Origin of the sequence: Acinetobacter rudis (assembly GCF_031157835.1) — a bacterium.
Taxonomy (GTDB): Bacteria; Pseudomonadota; Gammaproteobacteria; order Pseudomonadales; family Moraxellaceae; genus Acinetobacter; species Acinetobacter rudis_A.
Map to the genome: position 1 here is coordinate 1 of NZ_JAVIDR010000010.1, position 17,288 is coordinate 17,288.

The 17,288-nt window shown below is 35.5% G+C and carries 19 protein-coding genes and 1 other RNA gene; 9 read left to right on the forward strand and 11 right to left on the reverse strand.

The genetic code is table 11. The annotated features are described in order from the left end of the window. Together RFH42_RS10005 and ffs are read left to right on the forward strand one after the other, a co-directional pair. The coding region (locus tag RFH42_RS10005; protein WP_308975558.1) for a zinc ribbon domain-containing protein at window positions 1-137 on the forward strand (137 nt) is incomplete at its 5' end. Between the two features lie 166 nt (window positions 138-303). After that, window positions 304-400, forward strand: an RNA gene (gene ffs, locus RFH42_RS10010) — signal recognition particle sRNA small type. Window positions 401-432: 32 nt separating this feature from the next. Here the strand turns inward: ffs and RFH42_RS10015 are convergent. From RFH42_RS10015 to RFH42_RS10030, 4 genes are all read right to left on the reverse strand, one after another. Next, a complete protein-coding gene (locus RFH42_RS10015) occupies window positions 433-1,047 on the reverse strand; it encodes a regulatory protein RecX (protein WP_308975451.1) in 615 nt (204 codons plus the stop codon). A gap of 68 nt (window positions 1,048-1,115) precedes the next feature. Continuing rightward, window positions 1,116-2,159 carry a recombinase RecA gene (gene recA / locus RFH42_RS10020; protein WP_308975452.1) on the reverse strand — a complete coding sequence of 348 codons (1,044 nt, stop codon included), beginning with the start codon at window positions 2,157-2,159 and terminating at the stop codon, window positions 1,116-1,118. A 129-nt stretch (window positions 2,160-2,288) separates the two neighbouring features. Beyond that, complete coding sequence (locus RFH42_RS10025) at window positions 2,289-2,747, reverse strand: RNA-binding S4 domain-containing protein (protein ID WP_308975453.1); 459 nt, start codon at window positions 2,745-2,747, stop codon at window positions 2,289-2,291. Beyond that, the gene (locus tag RFH42_RS10030; RefSeq protein WP_308975454.1) at window positions 2,731-3,420 is read right to left on the reverse strand and encodes an HAD-IA family hydrolase; all 690 of its coding nucleotides are present in this window, start codon (window positions 3,418-3,420) and stop codon (window positions 2,731-2,733) included. The genes RFH42_RS10025 and RFH42_RS10030 overlap by 17 nt, the downstream gene beginning before the upstream one ends. Window positions 3,421-3,872: 452 nt before the next feature. On the opposite strand from RFH42_RS10030, the gene imm45 reads away from it, so the two are divergent. The 6 genes from imm45 to RFH42_RS10060 all read left to right on the forward strand — a co-directional run bounded on the left by imm45 (window position 3,873) and on the right by RFH42_RS10060 (window position 9,674). Beyond that, window positions 3,873-4,220: an Imm45 family immunity protein gene (gene imm45, locus RFH42_RS10035; RefSeq protein ID WP_308975455.1), complete on the forward strand. Its 348-nt coding sequence runs from the start codon at window positions 3,873-3,875 to the stop codon at window positions 4,218-4,220. A gap of 443 nt (window positions 4,221-4,663) precedes the next feature. After that, the gene (locus RFH42_RS10040) at window positions 4,664-4,930 is read left to right on the forward strand and encodes a hypothetical protein (RefSeq protein WP_308975456.1); all 267 of its coding nucleotides are present in this window, start codon (window positions 4,664-4,666) and stop codon (window positions 4,928-4,930) included. Window positions 4,931-5,032: 102 nt separating this feature from the next. Beyond that, complete coding sequence (locus tag RFH42_RS10045) at window positions 5,033-5,512, forward strand: Imm42 family immunity protein (RefSeq protein ID WP_308975457.1); 480 nt, start codon at window positions 5,033-5,035, stop codon at window positions 5,510-5,512. Window positions 5,513-6,117: 605 nt separating this feature from the next. Further along, window positions 6,118-6,435 carry a hypothetical protein gene (locus RFH42_RS10050; RefSeq protein WP_308975458.1) on the forward strand — a complete coding sequence of 106 codons (318 nt, stop codon included), beginning with the start codon at window positions 6,118-6,120 and terminating at the stop codon, window positions 6,433-6,435. 446 nt (window positions 6,436-6,881) lie between these two features. Beyond that, entirely contained in the window at window positions 6,882-8,147 is a 1,266-nt protein-coding gene (locus RFH42_RS10055; protein ID WP_308975459.1) for an MBL fold metallo-hydrolase, read from the forward strand. A gap of 372 nt (window positions 8,148-8,519) precedes the next feature. Next, window positions 8,520-9,674: a porin gene (locus RFH42_RS10060; RefSeq protein ID WP_308975460.1), complete on the forward strand. Its 1,155-nt coding sequence runs from the start codon at window positions 8,520-8,522 to the stop codon at window positions 9,672-9,674. A 105-nt stretch (window positions 9,675-9,779) separates the two neighbouring features. On the opposite strand, the gene RFH42_RS10065 is transcribed toward RFH42_RS10060, so the two are convergent. The 6 genes from RFH42_RS10065 to xseA form a co-directional block, all read right to left on the reverse strand. Further along, on the reverse strand, window positions 9,780-10,388 hold the full coding sequence (locus tag RFH42_RS10065; RefSeq protein ID WP_308975461.1) for an alpha-ketoglutarate-dependent dioxygenase AlkB family protein: 609 nt from the start codon (window positions 10,386-10,388) through the stop codon (window positions 9,780-9,782). Beyond that, window positions 10,375-10,620 (reverse strand): Ada metal-binding domain-containing protein, encoded by a 246-nt coding sequence (locus RFH42_RS10070; protein WP_308975462.1) that lies wholly within the window; start codon window positions 10,618-10,620, stop codon window positions 10,375-10,377. Before RFH42_RS10070 ends, RFH42_RS10065 begins: the two co-directional genes overlap by 14 nt. 2 nt (window positions 10,621-10,622) lie before the next feature. Further along, on the reverse strand, window positions 10,623-11,354 hold the full coding sequence (locus RFH42_RS10075; protein WP_308975463.1) for a 2OG-Fe(II) oxygenase: 732 nt from the start codon (window positions 11,352-11,354) through the stop codon (window positions 10,623-10,625). Continuing rightward, complete coding sequence (locus RFH42_RS10080; protein ID WP_308975464.1) at window positions 11,341-12,186, reverse strand: methylated-DNA--[protein]-cysteine S-methyltransferase; 846 nt, start codon at window positions 12,184-12,186, stop codon at window positions 11,341-11,343. Before RFH42_RS10080 ends, RFH42_RS10075 begins: the two co-directional genes overlap by 14 nt. A gap of 220 nt (window positions 12,187-12,406) precedes the next feature. After that, entirely contained in the window at window positions 12,407-12,601 is a 195-nt protein-coding gene (gene xseB, locus RFH42_RS10085) for an exodeoxyribonuclease VII small subunit (protein ID WP_308975465.1), read from the reverse strand. Next, a complete protein-coding gene (xseA, locus tag RFH42_RS10090; RefSeq protein WP_308975466.1) occupies window positions 12,594-13,856 on the reverse strand; it encodes an exodeoxyribonuclease VII large subunit in 1,263 nt (420 codons plus the stop codon). Before xseA ends, xseB begins: the two co-directional genes overlap by 8 nt. A gap of 640 nt (window positions 13,857-14,496) precedes the next feature. On the opposite strand from xseA, the gene RFH42_RS10095 reads away from it, so the two are divergent. After that, window positions 14,497-15,357 (forward strand): 3'(2'),5'-bisphosphate nucleotidase CysQ family protein, encoded by an 861-nt coding sequence (locus RFH42_RS10095; RefSeq protein ID WP_308975467.1) that lies wholly within the window; start codon window positions 14,497-14,499, stop codon window positions 15,355-15,357. Window positions 15,358-15,433: 76 nt separating this feature from the next. On the opposite strand, the gene RFH42_RS10100 is transcribed toward RFH42_RS10095, so the two are convergent. Next, window positions 15,434-17,053: an oleate hydratase gene (locus RFH42_RS10100; RefSeq protein WP_308975468.1), complete on the reverse strand. Its 1,620-nt coding sequence runs from the start codon at window positions 17,051-17,053 to the stop codon at window positions 15,434-15,436. Window positions 17,054-17,288: the final 235 nt, after the last annotated feature.

Sequence of the window (17,288 nt, forward strand, 5' to 3'; positions counted from 1 at the left end):
TTGGAATAAGAGAATGGCAGTGTCATGAGTGTGGTAGCTCATGGGATCGGGATATAAATTCCGCACTGAATATACTTCTTACGAAACAGTGTTTCTCAGGACATAAGCGTCTAGCAGTAGGAATCACCCCCATTTAAGGGGGTGAGGATGTCAATTTGATGTGCTTTATTGGCGTGCTCAGGAGAGATATTACGTTAAATTGTTGTTCAAATGAACAAACAGTTAAGGATGTAGTGGTTTTTTGCAGATCTAGCTTGCAAGTCAAGAAAAAATCCATATACTTTGTTTCTGTAATGGTAACCCTGCTGGTGGTTTCGCAATTATACTCTGTAAACCCCGCCAGGACCGGAAGGTAGCAACGGTAGCAGATCTATGATGTGCCGAAATTTTGCTAGTAGGGTTGCCACCATAATAATTTTAAATTTTCTTTTTTTAATCCTCTTCTTTTTTACCCGCAATAACTTTCATCACAATATCCATTTGAAAACCTCGATAGAGAAGAAACCTGGCTTGTTTGGCTTTGAGTTTTGGATCTGTAGCGACTGCAGGACCATATTTTTTCACTTTGAGCTGATAGGCTTGTGTTAGCCAGTCAATTTCTTGCATTTGATCGTGGATGTGTGCTTGGTCAAGCGCTTTGCTTTTTAATACTTGTTTGATACGTTGAGGCCCTTTACCTCGTTGTACCTGACTACGCAGAGTCATTTCTGCTACACGTTCATCACTTTGATAATTGGCCGCTGCAAATTCATCAACGAGAGCAAGAACCTCATCTTTGTTTTGAGCATATATTGATAATTTCTCAATGAGTTCTTTTTTTGAGTATTCTCGGCGTGTGAGTACAGCAAAGGCATAGGAGCGTAAACGCGTACCTGTGAGTCCTGTAGGAGGAGTATGGGATTGAGGTGATGCTGTTTCTTCAAGAGCATCTTCAGTAGATAGAGTTTGATGATCTATTGCGGCATTTTCATCGCTCGATTTATGACAATCATATTCATTTTTAATTGTGTGATAATCGAGTAACTTGGGGAATGGTGATGTAGACATATTAGAGCCTTCTTAAGCGTCAATAAAAAACACCCCTGAGGGCGTTTTTTATTGTGAGAAAGGGGGGATTATTCTGCAAGTAAGTCTGCTGGTTCTTCTTCCTGCTCTTCAGGTGCAGCAATTTGAGTAGTTAAAAGCTTTTCGCGAATCATACGATCTAGATCTTGAGCGAGTTGTTGGTTCTCTTCTAAATGGCGAATAACATTGTTTTTACCTTGGCCAATCTTATTGCCTTGATACGAATACCAGGCTCCTGCTTTTTGTACTAATTCTTGCTGTACAGCTAGATCAACCAGTTCACCTAAATGGTTCGTGCCTTTACCATATAAAATTTGGAAAAGTGCTTCTTTAAATGGAGGAGCCATTTTGTTTTTCACAACTTTAACTTTAGTTTCTGAACCGATGATCTCGTCACCTTCTTTAACTTGGCCGACACGACGAATATCTAAACGAACAGAAGCATAAAATTTTAATGCATTACCGCCAGTTGTTGTTTCAGGACTACCAAACATTACACCAATTTTCATACGAATTTGGTTAATGAAAATAACCATACAATTTGAACGTTTAGCATTACCAGTAATCTTACGTAAAGCCTGACTCATTAAACGTGCTTGAAGCCCCATGTGTGAGTCACCCATTTCGCCTTCAATCTCTGCACGAGGTGTTAGGGCTGCAACTGAGTCAACAACAATAAGATCAATTGCACCAGAGCGAACGAGCATATCAGCAATTTCGAGAGCCTGTTCACCATTGTCTGGTTGTGAAACTAATAGGTTGTCAATGTCTACACCTAATTTGCGTGCATACTGTGGGTCAAGAGCATGTTCTGCATCAATAAATGCACAGGTTCCACCAGCTTTTTGGCATTGTGCAATTGCTTGTAGGGTCATAGTGGTTTTACCTGAAGATTCAGGACCATAGATTTCTACAATACGGCCTTTAGGTAAACCACCAATACCCAATGCAATATCTAGCGTTAACGAGCCTGTGGACACGACTTCAACGGCTTGTACTTTATTTTCACCTAAACGCATTACGGTATTTTTACCAAATTGCTTTTCAATTTGACTCAGCGCTGCGGTAAGTGCCTTGCTCTTGTTCTCATCCATCTTTCTAACCTCAATACAATATTTATTTCACTAACTATTTAAGTGGATGTCTTTCACTTTGGATCATGTCCACGGCAACAATAGTGACAGAAAAGTAGAGCCTGTTCTATCTGTTTTTAAGTCTCTGCGTCATAGTGTGTCGCATGGTTCATCTTCATGAAAAGACCAAACACGTTGTGTTTGTTGATCATTATCATGCTTAAATTTCTGCAAGTCTCGTCGATCTTTTTTACTTGGTCGATGCTCTGGACGTGCTAGATTATGCAATTTTCTTTGAGTGGAAATCAATTCCCGACGTGCAATGCTATCTGAAGTTTCATCATAAAGTTGCTGTGCAATTGGGGCAGGGCCACGCTGAGCAGATAAGCCTTTAATTAAAACTGTTTTTTTATCAAAGCCTTGTTGAATAGTTAGTTGCATACCAACACGTATTTCTTTGGATACTTTTACTCGCTCACCTTGATGATGTACTTTACCACCTTCAATTGCTTCTTTTGCAGCAGAACGTGTTTTAAAAAAACGAGCGGCCCAAAGCCATTTATCAACTCGCATTGCCTCTAAAGAAGAGGATTCAGGCTGTTTGCTCATGTAAAACCTTTGTATTTATAGTTGCTAAATGATCAATAAGCTCAGTTAAATCTTGAAGTGCAGGATAATTCAGTTCTGTTTGACAACGTGCATCTCGTCCACTAGATGGTTGAATGATACTGAATAAATGGGGAATACCAAATTGTTGTGCAGCATCTAAAACGGGTGCTGTATCATCAATAAATACAGCATCTTGGGAGGAAAAGGGGTGTAGTTCCTGAAGTTTTTGCCAAAATAATGGGTGCTCTTTACTATAACCTAGCTGTTCACTGCTTAAAATCACTTCAAAGTAAGGTCGGAGCTCAATTTGATCAAGTTTAAGTTGTAAACCGGCTTGATCTGCATTGGTGAGTAACCAACAGCGATATCCTTGTTGTTTGAGTTGTGTTAAAAGTTCAAAACAACCTCGGCGTGGAGCAATGTGTTGTTTAAAATCATACTGTAATTGTAATACATCAACACCAACAGTTTGCGTCCAATAAGCGGATGAATACCAAGAGATGGTATGTTTGTGCTGTTGGTAGAATTGATTTAAGTTAGCTTGGCTTTGTTCTAAGCTACATTGATGATGCTCTGCATGACGAATTGCGAGTTGCTGATTCCAAATGAGATCGTCGAAAGCTAAATCAAGCAGTGTTCCATCCATATCGAACATAACGATGGTATTTTTCATTTAAATTTTCTCAATGCTTCTCAAAGTCCAAAAAATCGACATAACTAACTGTTAATTCAATAGAATATTAATTTTAAAAGCATGGTAACATCTTTTATATCTTTCAAGGTTTTCCATGTTTTAAGAGAAAATATGTACATATTTTCCTTAGAATATCCTTATTGTGATTATAGCGCATTGAAGTGGGTAAATCGCTTTAAGTGATTTGTGATTGAAATCAAATAATGGAAAATTTAAAACGATTAAGATAGTTACTAATATTAGAGGAAGCTTGATTACCATCTTTCCTGTAATTGGACTAAACAAAATATCTTATGGGTAGAAGATACTTTACATTGTAAATGTTGCAAAACATGATATTGGGGGCAGACACTTAGGGATATTGAAATATACGGGAAATCAGCTAAAGAATCATCAATACGTAAACTGATTATGAAATAGGAATAGAATGAATGTGGCAGTTATTAGAAGAATGTGAGCGAGATTTAGTATGGAGTGGAACAGTTTTACGTGTATTTATTAAGCATAAAACAGAGTTTTATTATACAGATCAAATTGTTGATCTAATGTTTTTTAATAATCCCTTCTGTGATTTTGGTCTAATTGGTTTGATCATGATTTCTGGAGCAAAAGCTGGTTATGTTGAGTTGATGTTTCCACCAGAGGCTTATGGTTCGGATACATTATATGCAATACAAAAAAGTTGGTTAGTTGATAATCTTCATGAACATTTAAACTTGGATAAAGCTAATGATAAAGTTTTTATAAAAGATAATATTAGTGTTTTGCCTTTCATTTGAAAGCCTAAAAATAATTCGGTGTAAATCTTATTTTACTCATTAAACGATTCAAGGTGATCATCCTGTAATCACCTTAAAGTGTTATCTTGGCAATCAAAATTAGTTTAAATCCATACCCCTCATTTGAACAACTCTATTTACCCCTCAAAGGTTGATCATGAAAAATTAGGTAAATTATGGGTAAAAGAGTTTTTGATCTTAAAATTAAATAATATAAAACAATGAGTTGTAGTTTGGTTTGGTGGGCGCCATCTCCACTGATCATGTATTTTGCATATTGGTCAATCTTTAAATATATTTGGGTGTTTGATATATGATCACTTGTATTAAGGAAACACTCCTAACAAGAATTATAATATGTGTTAATAGTAATTATTATTGATATTTATTTTGTTGTATTATAAGTTTACGTAGCTTTTTGATAAATTTTATTTTTATAAAATATGAATATAAAACATATAAGTTTTTGGTTGTTTTTATTTTGTTCAGGCGGTGTATATGCAGCAGAAGATTTGTCTATTGCTGAGCTGACTCGTCAGGATCAGAGGTTCAATGAATTAAAACAGCAGTTAGATTCACAAGTAATCATTCAGCCAAAGAAAGTTCAGGCAGAGAATCATCAACCAGTCATCATTGCTGAGACACCTTGTTTTTATATCCATGTTATGCAGCTTGAAGTTGATGATAGGAGTGATCTCATTTACTTATGAAGGGACTGGTTCAAATATATATCACTGGGCGGGAAGTACTGCGGATCAAAGAAACCCGTTAACATTAGATAATAAAGTAAAAGCCTCATTACGAAAGTTAGGGTGGAACTCAAAGGTATTAAAATGATATTAAAAAATCATGATCAATTTTTTATACAGTGGGATATAGTTTATGAACTTGAGAATAATCCTAATTTAGGTATCTTTAATTTTTGGATTGATAATATCTGTTATCCAGCACAAGGCATAAATATAACTTTGCCTGCTCTATTTTGGGCTTTAATATGTAATATTGAAAGTATTGATGGTCTAAAAAAAGATTTAACAGATATTCCAATATCAAAAATTAATTTCTCTGATATTGATAATGATAAATTGGTATTTCTTGATACTGGTGAGCTATTCCAGTATGGGTTTGGTTTGGTTCTTGGGTTTAATCAAGACCAGGAGCGAATTTTTTACACTACTGATTTTGAGAAAACTTATTCAGAGATTATCTTACCTAAAGGGGTGTTACGGGCGACATTAAATTCACTTCTTTTAAATATGGATCAATGTGTGCTGATAAAACTGGACGCTTGACTTGGATTATAAATAGCATGGTGGGGGCTCCATATAATAACCAAAGTTAACAGTAGAAGCTAAGCAGTTACCCCATCTTCAATTAATTTAAACACTTCTAATGCACTTATTTATAATTTTTAATAAAAAACCTCGAAAATATTCTTTTAGTATTAAAATAAAATTAAACAAAAAGCATCGTGTAGTTTTAGTTTGGTAGATATTATCACCATTAAGGTCGGGACTTAAGCTTAGTCAATAATAATTGGTTTTGATCAAAATTATTGGTAGAAAGGGCTAGCAAAACAGATGATTTTATCTTAGTAAGAAGCTAATGTCTTTCAAGGTCTAACAAGGCTGTTCATATTATAAAAGAAAGTGTGTACATAAAAAATTAAAACCAAAATATGTGATGTAAAATCTTTTGTATTTTTTCATATTAACTTTAGTTAAAAAGTAGCAGCGTGAGAATTGTAGTGCATTGAGTGAGCTTTTCATCCAAGTGTTTTAGTATCACGTGGTTATGTACTATGCAAAAAACATTAAAGTTACATTATTCATATAAAATGAGACTCATTTAACATTTATTATTGAGGTGAATTTAATAAACATTTAACTTGGTATGTATGAATAAAAAACACGTGATTTTATCTGGTTTAATTGGTGTAGTCATTGGTGGCTTAGTTGGTTTTTTTAGCTACTCTCAAGTTTTTGCTCGTTATGACGCTGTTGTAACTTCCTGTGTAATGATGAATCAAGCTGTTGATCACCAGTTATTGACGACAGAACAAGTTAAACAGCTTGGTGTCCTAACAGGAAAGAGTTTAAAGCTGAGTCATGGCACAGTACTTAATAAACTGAGTCTTTCAGATAGCCAAGTTGCTAATGCCTCGGAGGGCTCTGTTTGTAGTCAGTTCTTGGTTGGTGTAAATCAATCAAATTAATGCAATTGTATAAATAGCCCCGCATAGTCGGGGTTTTTTATTAAACTTCATTTGAATAAAAACACATGAAAGTATATTCAATGAAAATCATAAAATTTGAGATATGCAATTATATGTTTAAATAGTGAAAATAGAAGAAATTGATTGCTAATTCAATTTTATTGGTACGATATTCTAAAAAATATTTATTTAAGATCTAATAATGAGAAATTTACTCAAAAATGGGTGCTAAACTTCCTAATAATAAATCTGAGATAGAGGTAAAAACTTTTCATTATGATGAAGATTTTTTTACTGTAACTGATTAAATATATGGGTTTTTCAATTGAAGGGTCAATGCATTCTATTCATTGCAAAACACGGGCTTAAAAATACCTTTAAGGATGAAATTTCACAAAATATTTTGTGGTAATTGTTAGGTATGTTTTTAGATAAAGGAAAATCGTATGATAAATTTAAAAAGCTATTTGTGCACTGCTATTGCAGCATGTTTGATTACTCAGTCAAGCTTTGCTGGAAATGAAAGTAGTGTTAATAATGCAGTTGAAAAAAGCTCGGTGAGTGTGGCCAGTACAACACCTCATTATCTGCAAAGACAACCCAAACGAGTGAGAGCTACTCCACCACCACGCGAAGGTTTGTATTTAGTGATGTTGGGAACTCGGGCTGGACCTTTTCCAAGCTTAAGAGCTGCTACATCAACAGCTTTGGTTGTGGATGGTCGAGTCTATGTGATTGATGCGGGCTCTGGTTTGGTACAGCGTTTCTATGAAAGTGGTTTGAATTTTGGTGATGTGCAAGGGATATTTATCACACATTTACATTCGGATCATGTCGATGACTTATATCCATTTGTTAACGTGAATTTTCCAAATTGGAAGTATGGAAAACAGAAAATCGCACTCATTGGCCCAGATCGCGCTGATGCAAATGGTAAACTCGATAGTGATGCAGGTTTTGGACACTTACCCAATACTAAATTAATTCATGCTGAAGATCCGACCCCAGGGATTAAAGAATTAATGCAGCATCATTTTGCAGCAAATGCTTATGATATGAATAACGCGATACATACAGTACGACGCTCAGATGATCACCCAAGAGATTTAACTGGAACAAATGGTCCGGGAATGCTAGATATTCAAGCATTACCTGCACCTAAAAACTCCAGTCCAAGTAATATGTCTCCGAAGATGAAACCAATACAGGTTTATCAGGATGACTACGTTAAAGTGACAGCGGCATTAGCTCAACATCCTATGGTATATCCAGCTTGGTCTTATCGATTTGATACGAAATATGGATCGGTTACATTTAGTGGTGATACTGCTCCAAATGATAATTTAATGCAATTGGGACGTAATACGGATATTTTGATTAATGAAGTGATGGATATTAATGCAGCCCTAGCAGTTTTTGCAGGCACCGCAATTGAAAAAACCATGACTACACAAATCTTAGACGGCCATACAGCAATTACTTCTGGAGTAGACCCTCGTAGTCATAAGGCGACATTAGGTGTTGGGGCTTTTGCTGCTAAAATGGGAGCTAAAGGATTAGTACTTAACCATATTTGGCCAGATAACGAAAAAATCACGAGTGAATATTTACAGACTACAGCAGAGCGAGAGTTTAAAGGTCCTGTTCATGCAAGTGAGGATCTCGATTTAATTAATATCTCTGAATTTCTTAAAAGTCGATCAGCAAAATAGACTAAACAAAATAGTATTTGAAAACTGAGGTATTTTTCATTTCAGTTTTCAAAACTCAATATGAATAATGATTCTAATTTTAGAAGCATAATAATATGTTTTCTAATGGGTTTATGTATCTAATATTTATATTATGTTTTGAGTTTATTGTTAAATTAACATCTGATTTTAAAAAGCATATTTATAATATGAGAGTAAAGTTGGAAATTGTTGATTGGTAGGAAATGTTTTTATAATACTGGCTGTTATATTAACTTGTTATTAAATTAAGTTATATATTTGGCATATTATAAGCACAGAATAATACTCAATATAGTAGGTGTTGGAAAGGATTATCCAACAAAATTAAAATTGGACTATATGGACATCAAAATGTTAAAAAAAACATTTGTGATAGGCTTTTGCGCAATTGCTACATTAAACGTGAATAAAGCCTATGCTGAAGTTGAACTTGTGCATCAAGATAAAATTTTTTCTGACCAAGATAGCTTGTCGCTTAAGACGCGTGGGAGCATGAGATTACAAGCACTCAATTTTGATCAATATAATAAAACCAATGAAAGTCAAAAATATCGTAGGGATGGTTATAGTGCAGCAAGCCGTATGTATTTTGATTTAGATTACAAATTTAATGAGAACACGCGCATATTTGCTGAATATCAAAATTATTTTAATCTACCTAAAATTTTTGATTGGGAGGGGCATTATGGAAAGAATGATGAAGATTTTACTACAATTCAAGCATATGGTGGGATAGAGAACTCAAAATACGGTACATTGAAGTTTGGTAAAATGTACAGTATTTATCATGATGTTGTTGGGGTAAAAACAGATCTGTGGGATTACGATATGCTGGGCCAGGCACCTACATGGAGTCCTTTTTCATTCTTTGATGGTTCTTTAGTGTCAAGTAAAACACTACGTTATGAGAACAAAAATAAATATGTTGATCTTTATGCAGCCTATTTATTTGGAGATGAAACATCAAAAAATAATATGACCTATAAGCTAAAGTCTGGTGGTGAGCTAGCAGCAGATATTCATTTGAACAAAAAATTGTCCTTGGGTGTTTCTTATAAACATAATGAGGCACGTTTAAATGATTCAATAAATAGTCATGATTTGTCTCAAGATTTAATTGCTTCAGCTTTATATTATTTTGATGGGAAATGGATGTTAGGTGCTGGGGTAGGATGGTATAAGAATTTGCTGCCTAATAATTCCGCATTAAATCAGCAAACACCTGTAAATTTAGAGCAATATTTAGACACGGAAGCTTATGGTTTTGAGTACTATGCAGGCTATAGATTTAATGTGCAAAATCACGGTATACAATCAGTACAACCTTATGTAATGGGTGATTATATTAAATACACTCATGGTGATGATTTTTCACGTAAAGATTATGGTGTAGGGGTAGCATTTCGTTTTAATTATGGTTTAGGTTTTGATTATGAGAGATTATATACTCATGATAATAAATCAACACCAGATCTGCACTTATTTCGACTTCGCTATCAGTGGTAAGCATAATTATGGCTAAATTTTCGCTATACGGTTTAGCCATGTGAATTTAGAATATTTTGAAGATATCGAGTTCAATGAGGGAAGTATTAAAAAATTGAACTAAGATTATGGTTTTTCAATCTGACGAAAAGTTAAATTAATCCGTGCTGAGTGAATACGTTTGCTCGGCGGTAAACGATGTAACCAATGTGTTTGTGTGGTACCTTTCATTAGTAATAGACTGCCATGTGCTAAAACCAGCTCCACTTTTTCTTTGGTCTGTTTATGTTTGAATGCAAATTTTCTTTGAGCGCCTAAACTTAATGATGCAATAGCACCATTCTTTTTTAAATCGCTTTCTGCATCACTGTGCCATGCCATACCTTCATTGCCATCATGATATAAATTAAGTAAACATGAGTTATATGTTTCTCCTGTATGATGTTCGACTAATTTTTTTAATTCAATGAGTACTGGAGTCCAAGCTAAGGCATGTTTGGTTGTGTTTGAATAGGTGTATGAAAAAGGGAGATTGCCATACCAGGCGACTTTACGTTTGGTTGTAATGTGTTTTCCATAAATAATGGCTTCATCATGTTGCCAGGCAATAGAATGAAATAAATTAGAAAAATAAATATTAGCCAATTCTAATGACAATATTTGACCATAATACAAGACATTCCCATCATAAGGTAAAAGATTAAGACCGAGATATTCTTGTTCAAATAGATCCATTTTTCCAATTCCTATAGGCGTGTCTCATACAATGTCCACAAGGTCGATATCCTAAACTCAGTGCTTCAGTTTCATTTTTAAAAAAAACTCTATTTTTACGCTTCATTCGTTTACCTGAACTACAATGCAATAAACCGTAAATGCCTAAACGTTGATTGCCTGCAAACAATATCTTTCCTTGACGAAATAATAAACGAAATTCTTGATCCGTTAATATGTCATGTTCAATCATATTCAGTTCACTGCATCATGAAAGATTATTCCTAAAGTATAACGTTCACCTTGATGTAAGGGGCTTACGCCATGCTTTATATTAATTCGGTAATATCCTCGGAGCCCTTTTTCAGGTTTAAATTGAGTGGTAAAAATAACCACATCACCTTTTTTGGGTTGCAGTACAGTTACTTTGGATTGAGCTCGTGGAATTTGCTGAGTCAGGACAAATTCTCCACCTTGATAATCAGTGTTTACTTGATTTAAAAATACAACAAGTTGAATGGGGAAATAAACTTCACCATAAAGGTCTTGATGCAAGGTATTAAAGCCATTTTTATCGTATTTAAGAATGAGTGGAGTTGCTTTAAGTTGTCCTTTTTGATGGCATTGAAATAGAAAGTCTTGATGATTTTCAGGAAAAGTTGTTTCTATATTCAGCATATTAAACCATGCATTCGCAATAGGCATAAGATATGAATACATTTGCGTTCGTAGTTGGTGAATCATATGAGGCAAAGGATAGTTAAAGTATCTATACTCTCCTAATCCAAAGCGATAACGTTGCATATTCACGGTCTTACGATAAAGAGTAGGATGATCATAATGGCTTTTTATCAGGTCACATTGTGATTCAGTTAATAGCTGCTCAAGTAGCATATAACCTTGTTGATGCATCATTTTGGTAATATTTTGCCAATCAAGCTGTGCTAGTTTTTTTCTAAAGTACTGTTCTATTTCAGGGGGTTGCATGAGTTTTTGCTCCTTCCCAACCAATGATGGCTGTTTTTCGTGTTGCTCCCCACATATAACCACCAAAATGCCCAGATGACTGAATAACGCGATGACAAGGAATAAGGAAGGCTACAGGATTATGACCTATTGCTGTACCTACCGCACGAGAGGCTTTGTTGTGCCCAATGTTCTTTGCAATTTCCCCATAGGTCGTTAATTCTCCCATAGGAATTTTGAGCAAGCTTTCCCAAACCTTGAGTTGAAATTCAGTACCTTTGAGGTGCAACTTAATTTCTGCTAGATCACCATGATTTGATTGCAGGAGATGAATCGCTTTTTTTTGTAGCTCATCTTGATGTTGCAAAAATGTTGCTTTGGGGAATTTGAGTTGAAGTTGTGCAAATGCATCTGGCGTAGTTTCAGTGAAAGCCATATGGCAAATGCCTTTTGCTGTTGAAGCAATAATGACAGAGCCAAAGGTGGTTTCTGCAAAACTATAATAAATTTGCAATGATTCACCCCCATTTTTGTATTCAGCGGGTGACATGCCCTCAATATGTATAAATAGGTCATGTAAACGACTGGTACTTGAAAAACCAGTATTGAAGGTTGCTTCGAATATGCTGTTTTCTTTGTGACTTTTTAAAATAGACTTGGCGTGTTCCAAGCTAATATATTGTAGAAATTTTTTAGGGCTTATGCCGGCCCATTCTGTGAAGGTTCTTTGAAAATGAGCTTGGCTTAAATGAACGTGCTCTGCAACTTCAGATAAGCTGGGCTGTTGTTTGAAGTTTTGATTAATATACTCAATTGCTTTTGCAATCCGAATATAGTTCGTATCTTTTAACATTATCACTCACTGAAACTTTTTGACTAAAGTTAAACATTAACAAATAGCGCTAGGAAGCAAAATCCGATTCTTGCTATAAGTGTCAGGTGAGTAATTTGAAAATGGATATAGAACTTTTGAAGGGTTCTATGGGGCGTTATAAAGGTAAGCGTTATAGTTCCAGAGATGATTAAAAAGATTGTAGTCGGTATAAAAATAGCAAATAGAGTGGGATCACGATTTATTCCTTAAACGTTTCATTTAAGGCCTGTTGAATTGCATCTACTCGTGTTTTACAAGCTTTATAAGCAGACATAGATTCTTCAACTATTTTCATTAAATTATCAATATCTGGTTCATTTTGTGATTCGAGGAGCGCCGCATTTTTCTTGAGCACTTCATATCCCTCTTTAAAGCTCAGATCTGATTTAGTCATTTTTACTTACCTGTGTAATATGCGCATTGATAATACCATCTTGGATTTCAATCTGAATAGATTTATCCACGATTTGCTGCACAGAACGAATAGTCTTACCTTGATTTCGTACAACAGCATAGCCTTTAGCCATGACTGTTTTTGGGTTTTGCAATAAGGTTTCTCGCATTAATGAGTCTAGAAGTGTGGTTGTATTTTTAACTTGAAGCTGGGCAAAGTACTGGGTTGTATTTTTGATTAAATTGATATTTTTATTTGATTCATTTAATTGGTTTTGGGCAAGCGTTTTGATGAGTTGAATATGTTGCTCATTTTGCTTTTGATAGATTGTGATTTGATTTTGAGAAAAAAATTTGATGGTCTGTAAATATTCCAGCACTTGTTGTGAACGTTCGGAGATTAAATTACGAATACCTGCAATGACTTTACTTGGAGTATCAAAAGATCGATGCGCGACTTCGTCTAATATTGTTTTATCTTTTTCATGACCAATACCAACCCAGATTGGAACAGAACGTTTGCATAGTAAAGCAGCAAGATCATAGTCATTAAGATAAGCAAGATCATTTACAGCACCACCTCCACGTATAATGACAATGAGATCTGGAGCAATGTGGGTGGCTTTTGCCCACTGTCTGAGTGCATTTGCAAGAGATTCGCTAATACTTTTTGCGGCTGTATTGCCCTGAAAGGTTGCGGTGTGATAAGTAAATTGACATACATTCGATTTTGCCAATAAATCCGCATCTTTTCTAAAGTCACCTAGTCCAGCTGCATTTTCTGGAGCAATGACAAGAATATGATGCAGATCAAATGGAGTGGGAAGTAATCTGTTCTTATGTACCAATTCTTCTTGACTAAGACGAAGTAATATTTGCTGATAGCGTTTGGCAATATCACCTAATGTATAACTTGAGTCGATGTCTTCAATATTTACAGAAAAACCGTATTGAGGGCTGAATACAGCTTTAATTTTGATCAGTACATTTAAATCGGTGGTAAGTTCAATACCGCTTTCTTTTTCAAATTTCAAAATCATTTTAGCCGCACTAGACTTCCAAATTGTCGCTTTACAGCTAGCAATTACTTTGTCTGTATCTTCATCTTTTTCTGCGAGCTCTAAATAATAGTGTCCAGATTTTATATTGAGATTACGAATTTCTGCTTTTACCCAGATTGCATCACTAAAAGTTTGTTTAATGGTTTCTTGTACTATGGATAGGTATTCACTTAGGGAAAGTTGCAAATCAGACATATTTCATTTGAAGTGTTTGAGTGGTTTAAATATTATATTTCACAACAGGGAAAGGCAAATTTTGCTAGAAAGCAGATTGTGATGAAGACTAATCATCTATTTGAATGATAAGTTATTTGTTTTGAATTGCTGTATTTGATTAAAGTAATTTTAGCCCTTATTGCTGACAAAAGAAGTATCACGAGTTTGTGCAGCTTCACTTGTCAGTATGTTACTCAGTGTATAATTCATTTCTATATTAATAACACTGAATAGTTAGCACTGTGAAACTTTTCTTTCAAACTTATAGATTATGATGGGGTTCTATAGATTGAACCCCCAAATATTTGAGTATTTTTGTGCCAAATTTGTTGGAGTCGATGGAAATTATTTTACAGATTAATTTTAGTAAAATAATTAATTTGTGAGATAGATCACTTATTAATACATTTGAATATATAATTTAGATTAGGTGTTTTGCTGATAAACAGTTAGTATGTTGGGCATTTAATGGGTTTTAGCCTGAGCATTTGCTTGTTGAAAATTGCCTGTGTGGTCGTGAGCTGGGGGTGAGTAAAATGAGTAAGGTTTGGGTGACTTAAAATAGACGGCTACGTAGCTAAGCTTTAAAATTATATAAATAACGGGTAGGTTCTAGACGATGTTTATTACAACTCAAACTCCACAAGATGCGCAACTATTAGAAATTATGTCTATTTTACAAAAAGCCAGCCAGATGCTGTTGGACGAATATAGACATTATTGTGCAGGTAAAGCGTTTGATGTAGAAAGTAAATATGATCAATCTCCAGTCACTCAAGCAGATTTAAAAGTTAATGAATATATATTGCAGCAACTTGCAGTATTTAGTCCGGATATCCCTGTTTTATCTGAGGAAAATGATCACTCTGACAGACAGCAGTGGGATAGTTGTTGGATGCTAGATCCTTTAGATGGTACGAAAGAGTTTTTACATCAACGTGATGAATTTACGATTAATTTAAGTCTTATTCAAAATCATCAAACCATATTTTCTGCTATTGCAGTGCCTTGTGAACAACTCCTTTACCTTGGTTATTTAACTGAATTGCCTTATCGCTATTCTATTACTACAGGGCATTGGGAACGTTATTGTAAATATAAAGACATTGAAGAAGATGCTGTACAAATTGGTTTAAGTCATCGTAGTAAGAATCCAAAGTATCAACAGTATATTGAGTATATTGAGCAAGAGATCCCCGTTATTCGCCGTGAGGCAGGGAGTGCATACAAGTTCTGTATGATGCTTGAAGGTGAAATTGATATTTATCCACGGTTTCATCCAACTTCGGAATGGGATACTAGTGCAGGTCAAGGGTTGCTCGAAAGCATTGGTGGTGGGTTAGTGAGCCTACGGGCTGTTCCCTTTACCTATAATCAGCGTAGTACTGTATTAAATGAAGGGTTTATTGCTTTTCGTAATGAGAATAACCAAAAGATTGCGCTGGATGCCTTGCAGAGTGTACTTGAGAAAAGTGATTGAAATTTCGATCAATTCTAAAAATTGAGATTGGTGGCGTAGCCTAAATATCAAAGCTACGCCGCCGAACGGGTTATGTTTAGTGGAATACCGTTTCTAATGCTTTTAATCCTACTTTAGGATCAAATAAGCCATTATAGATATCAGGGATTTCATGATCTACTTCAAAAAAATGATAAATTGCAGTCATTGCTCCACGTACAGAATATTCAACAGTAAAAACAACATCATCTTTTAATTCAACAAACTGCCCTAAAAAGGCGAAATTTCCTGAGTTCTTAGGAACAACTTGTGGTCGATCACCAGGCTTACGACAAGCAAATAGGGCAGATGCATAAGGCATCATAGCTGTTGTGACCTGAGTGGTTGACAATACATGTGTCAAGATGTCATCAAAACCAAGCTGTTTAACCAATTCTGTGAGTATTTCTGTACCCGTTGCTTCAGACATCGGCTTTTTAATGTAATCACCAATTTGATCAATTTGAAAACCATAACCCCAAAGCGTATAAGTATTTTTGGGTAAATCGGCAAAGTGTGGCTGGGCTGGAACAACAATGGAAAGATGCCAAGCCGATTGATACCAAGTCATTAGTGCGCCTGTACCTGGCTGGTTACCTGTATATTCAATGATACGATTTAATAAAACGTCATCCGACATGGTTAAAGTGAAAGATTCCCACTTATGTTCGTCAATATTGCCATAAAAACTCATTGGGCGACCAAAGTCTGTAGCCTTGTCTGCGAGTGTTTGCCAAAGTGTCCAACCATGATCAAGGCGATCACGAATAAGAGCGGGTACATCATTATTTCCCGCATAACGTGAATCAGCCGTAATTGAGCCTAGTGTAAATAGAGCAATATCCTGTGCACCGAGTTCAATTTGTTCAATCGCACCAGAATGATGAACATGTAGTCGTGTTGCACGACGTTCTTGAGTGTCGGGATTGGTTTCGAAGTCTGCATCACTGACATAGTGTGCAAAGCGTACATCTACACCTTGCTGGGTAAGCCAGCGTTGTAATGGCACGATCATAGAGTCATATTGGTTGTACTTTGTGCGTTTGATACCAGCAAGTGTATGGATTCTTGGTAGTTCTTGCATAAAGCGTAAAAAATAACGGCGGAGTTCAATCGCACTATGCCATTGTTGGAATGCAAAAGTTGTACGCCACATGCGCCAAAAATTCGTTTGAAAGAAGCTGTGGTCAAAGTACTCATCAATGCGACGACTACCAATTTTATCTTCTTTACTGGTGAGCAGGCGAAGTATTTGAGCACGGTGTAGGGTATTGAATCCAAGTTTTTCAGCATCTAAAATTTGATGGTCAGCATCGATGAGACGAGCTTGTGCATGGGTCTTAATATGTTGATTAAACTGCAGACATTCTTCGCGTACAGAGATATCTGGATTTTCAAGAGAGGGAATGCTGGAAAATAAGTCCCATAAACATAAATAGGTTTCATCTGTGAGCATGCGGCCACCACGGGTTACCCACGCATGTTTTGCATTCGGACTATGTGCGCCATCCATTGCGCCACCAGTAAGGTTTAATTCTTCTAGGATATGGATATTCTCGGGAGGAACTTTCGCATCACGAATTGCAAAAGCCGCTGCCGCCATACCAGCGATACCACCACCAATAATCCAAAGATGTGCATTTTGTGCATCATAGTTTTTAACTTTTATATTTTGCATCTTAAGCCTCTAAATTATCACTTGTTATTGACTAATGTTTAAAACCATAAAAATAGTATGTCTTTTTTTATGTGAAAAACATATGAAATCAATGAATTATTTTGTAAAGCTGTTGTCCAGTGTCTATCTATGGACTGTAACGCACATTTTGACAATACAGTTTGGGGATTATATTGTTGATTGATTGTTAAAGTGGGTTGAGTATGTCAAAGTGCTTGAGAGGATTTAGAAATTA

Excerpts from the sequence above, each read along its gene's own strand:
- RFH42_RS10015 (WP_308975451.1), bottom strand. The coding sequence starts at position 1,047 with ATGTCTACATCACCATTCCCCAAGTTACTCGATTATCACACAATTAAA.
- RFH42_RS10060 (WP_308975460.1), top strand. The coding sequence starts at position 8,520 with ATGTTAAAAAAAACATTTGTGATAGGCTTTTGCGCAATTGCTACATTA.
- imm45 (WP_308975455.1), top strand. The coding sequence starts at position 3,873 with ATGTGGCAGTTATTAGAAGAATGTGAGCGAGATTTAGTATGGAGTGGA.
- RFH42_RS10055 (WP_308975459.1), top strand. The coding sequence starts at position 6,882 with ATGATAAATTTAAAAAGCTATTTGTGCACTGCTATTGCAGCATGTTTG.
- RFH42_RS10040 (WP_308975456.1), top strand. The coding sequence starts at position 4,664 with ATGAATATAAAACATATAAGTTTTTGGTTGTTTTTATTTTGTTCAGGC.
- RFH42_RS10080 (WP_308975464.1), bottom strand. The coding sequence starts at position 12,186 with ATGTTAAAAGATACGAACTATATTCGGATTGCAAAAGCAATTGAGTAT.
- recA (WP_308975452.1), bottom strand. The coding sequence starts at position 2,159 with ATGGATGAGAACAAGAGCAAGGCACTTACCGCAGCGCTGAGTCAAATT.
- RFH42_RS10075 (WP_308975463.1), bottom strand. The coding sequence starts at position 11,354 with ATGCAACCCCCTGAAATAGAACAGTACTTTAGAAAAAAACTAGCACAG.
- RFH42_RS10025 (WP_308975453.1), bottom strand. The coding sequence starts at position 2,747 with ATGAGCAAACAGCCTGAATCCTCTTCTTTAGAGGCAATGCGAGTTGAT.
- RFH42_RS10095 (WP_308975467.1), top strand. The coding sequence starts at position 14,497 with ATGTTTATTACAACTCAAACTCCACAAGATGCGCAACTATTAGAAATT.
- RFH42_RS10050 (WP_308975458.1), top strand. The coding sequence starts at position 6,118 with ATGAATAAAAAACACGTGATTTTATCTGGTTTAATTGGTGTAGTCATT.
- RFH42_RS10100 (WP_308975468.1), bottom strand. The coding sequence starts at position 17,053 with ATGCAAAATATAAAAGTTAAAAACTATGATGCACAAAATGCACATCTT.
- RFH42_RS10070 (WP_308975462.1), bottom strand. The coding sequence starts at position 10,620 with ATGATTGAACATGACATATTAACGGATCAAGAATTTCGTTTATTATTT.
- RFH42_RS10030 (WP_308975454.1), bottom strand. The coding sequence starts at position 3,420 with ATGAAAAATACCATCGTTATGTTCGATATGGATGGAACACTGCTTGAT.
- xseB (WP_308975465.1), bottom strand. The coding sequence starts at position 12,601 with ATGACTAAATCAGATCTGAGCTTTAAAGAGGGATATGAAGTGCTCAAG.
- RFH42_RS10065 (WP_308975461.1), bottom strand. The coding sequence starts at position 10,388 with ATGGATCTATTTGAACAAGAATATCTCGGTCTTAATCTTTTACCTTAT.
- xseA (WP_308975466.1), bottom strand. The coding sequence starts at position 13,856 with ATGTCTGATTTGCAACTTTCCCTAAGTGAATACCTATCCATAGTACAA.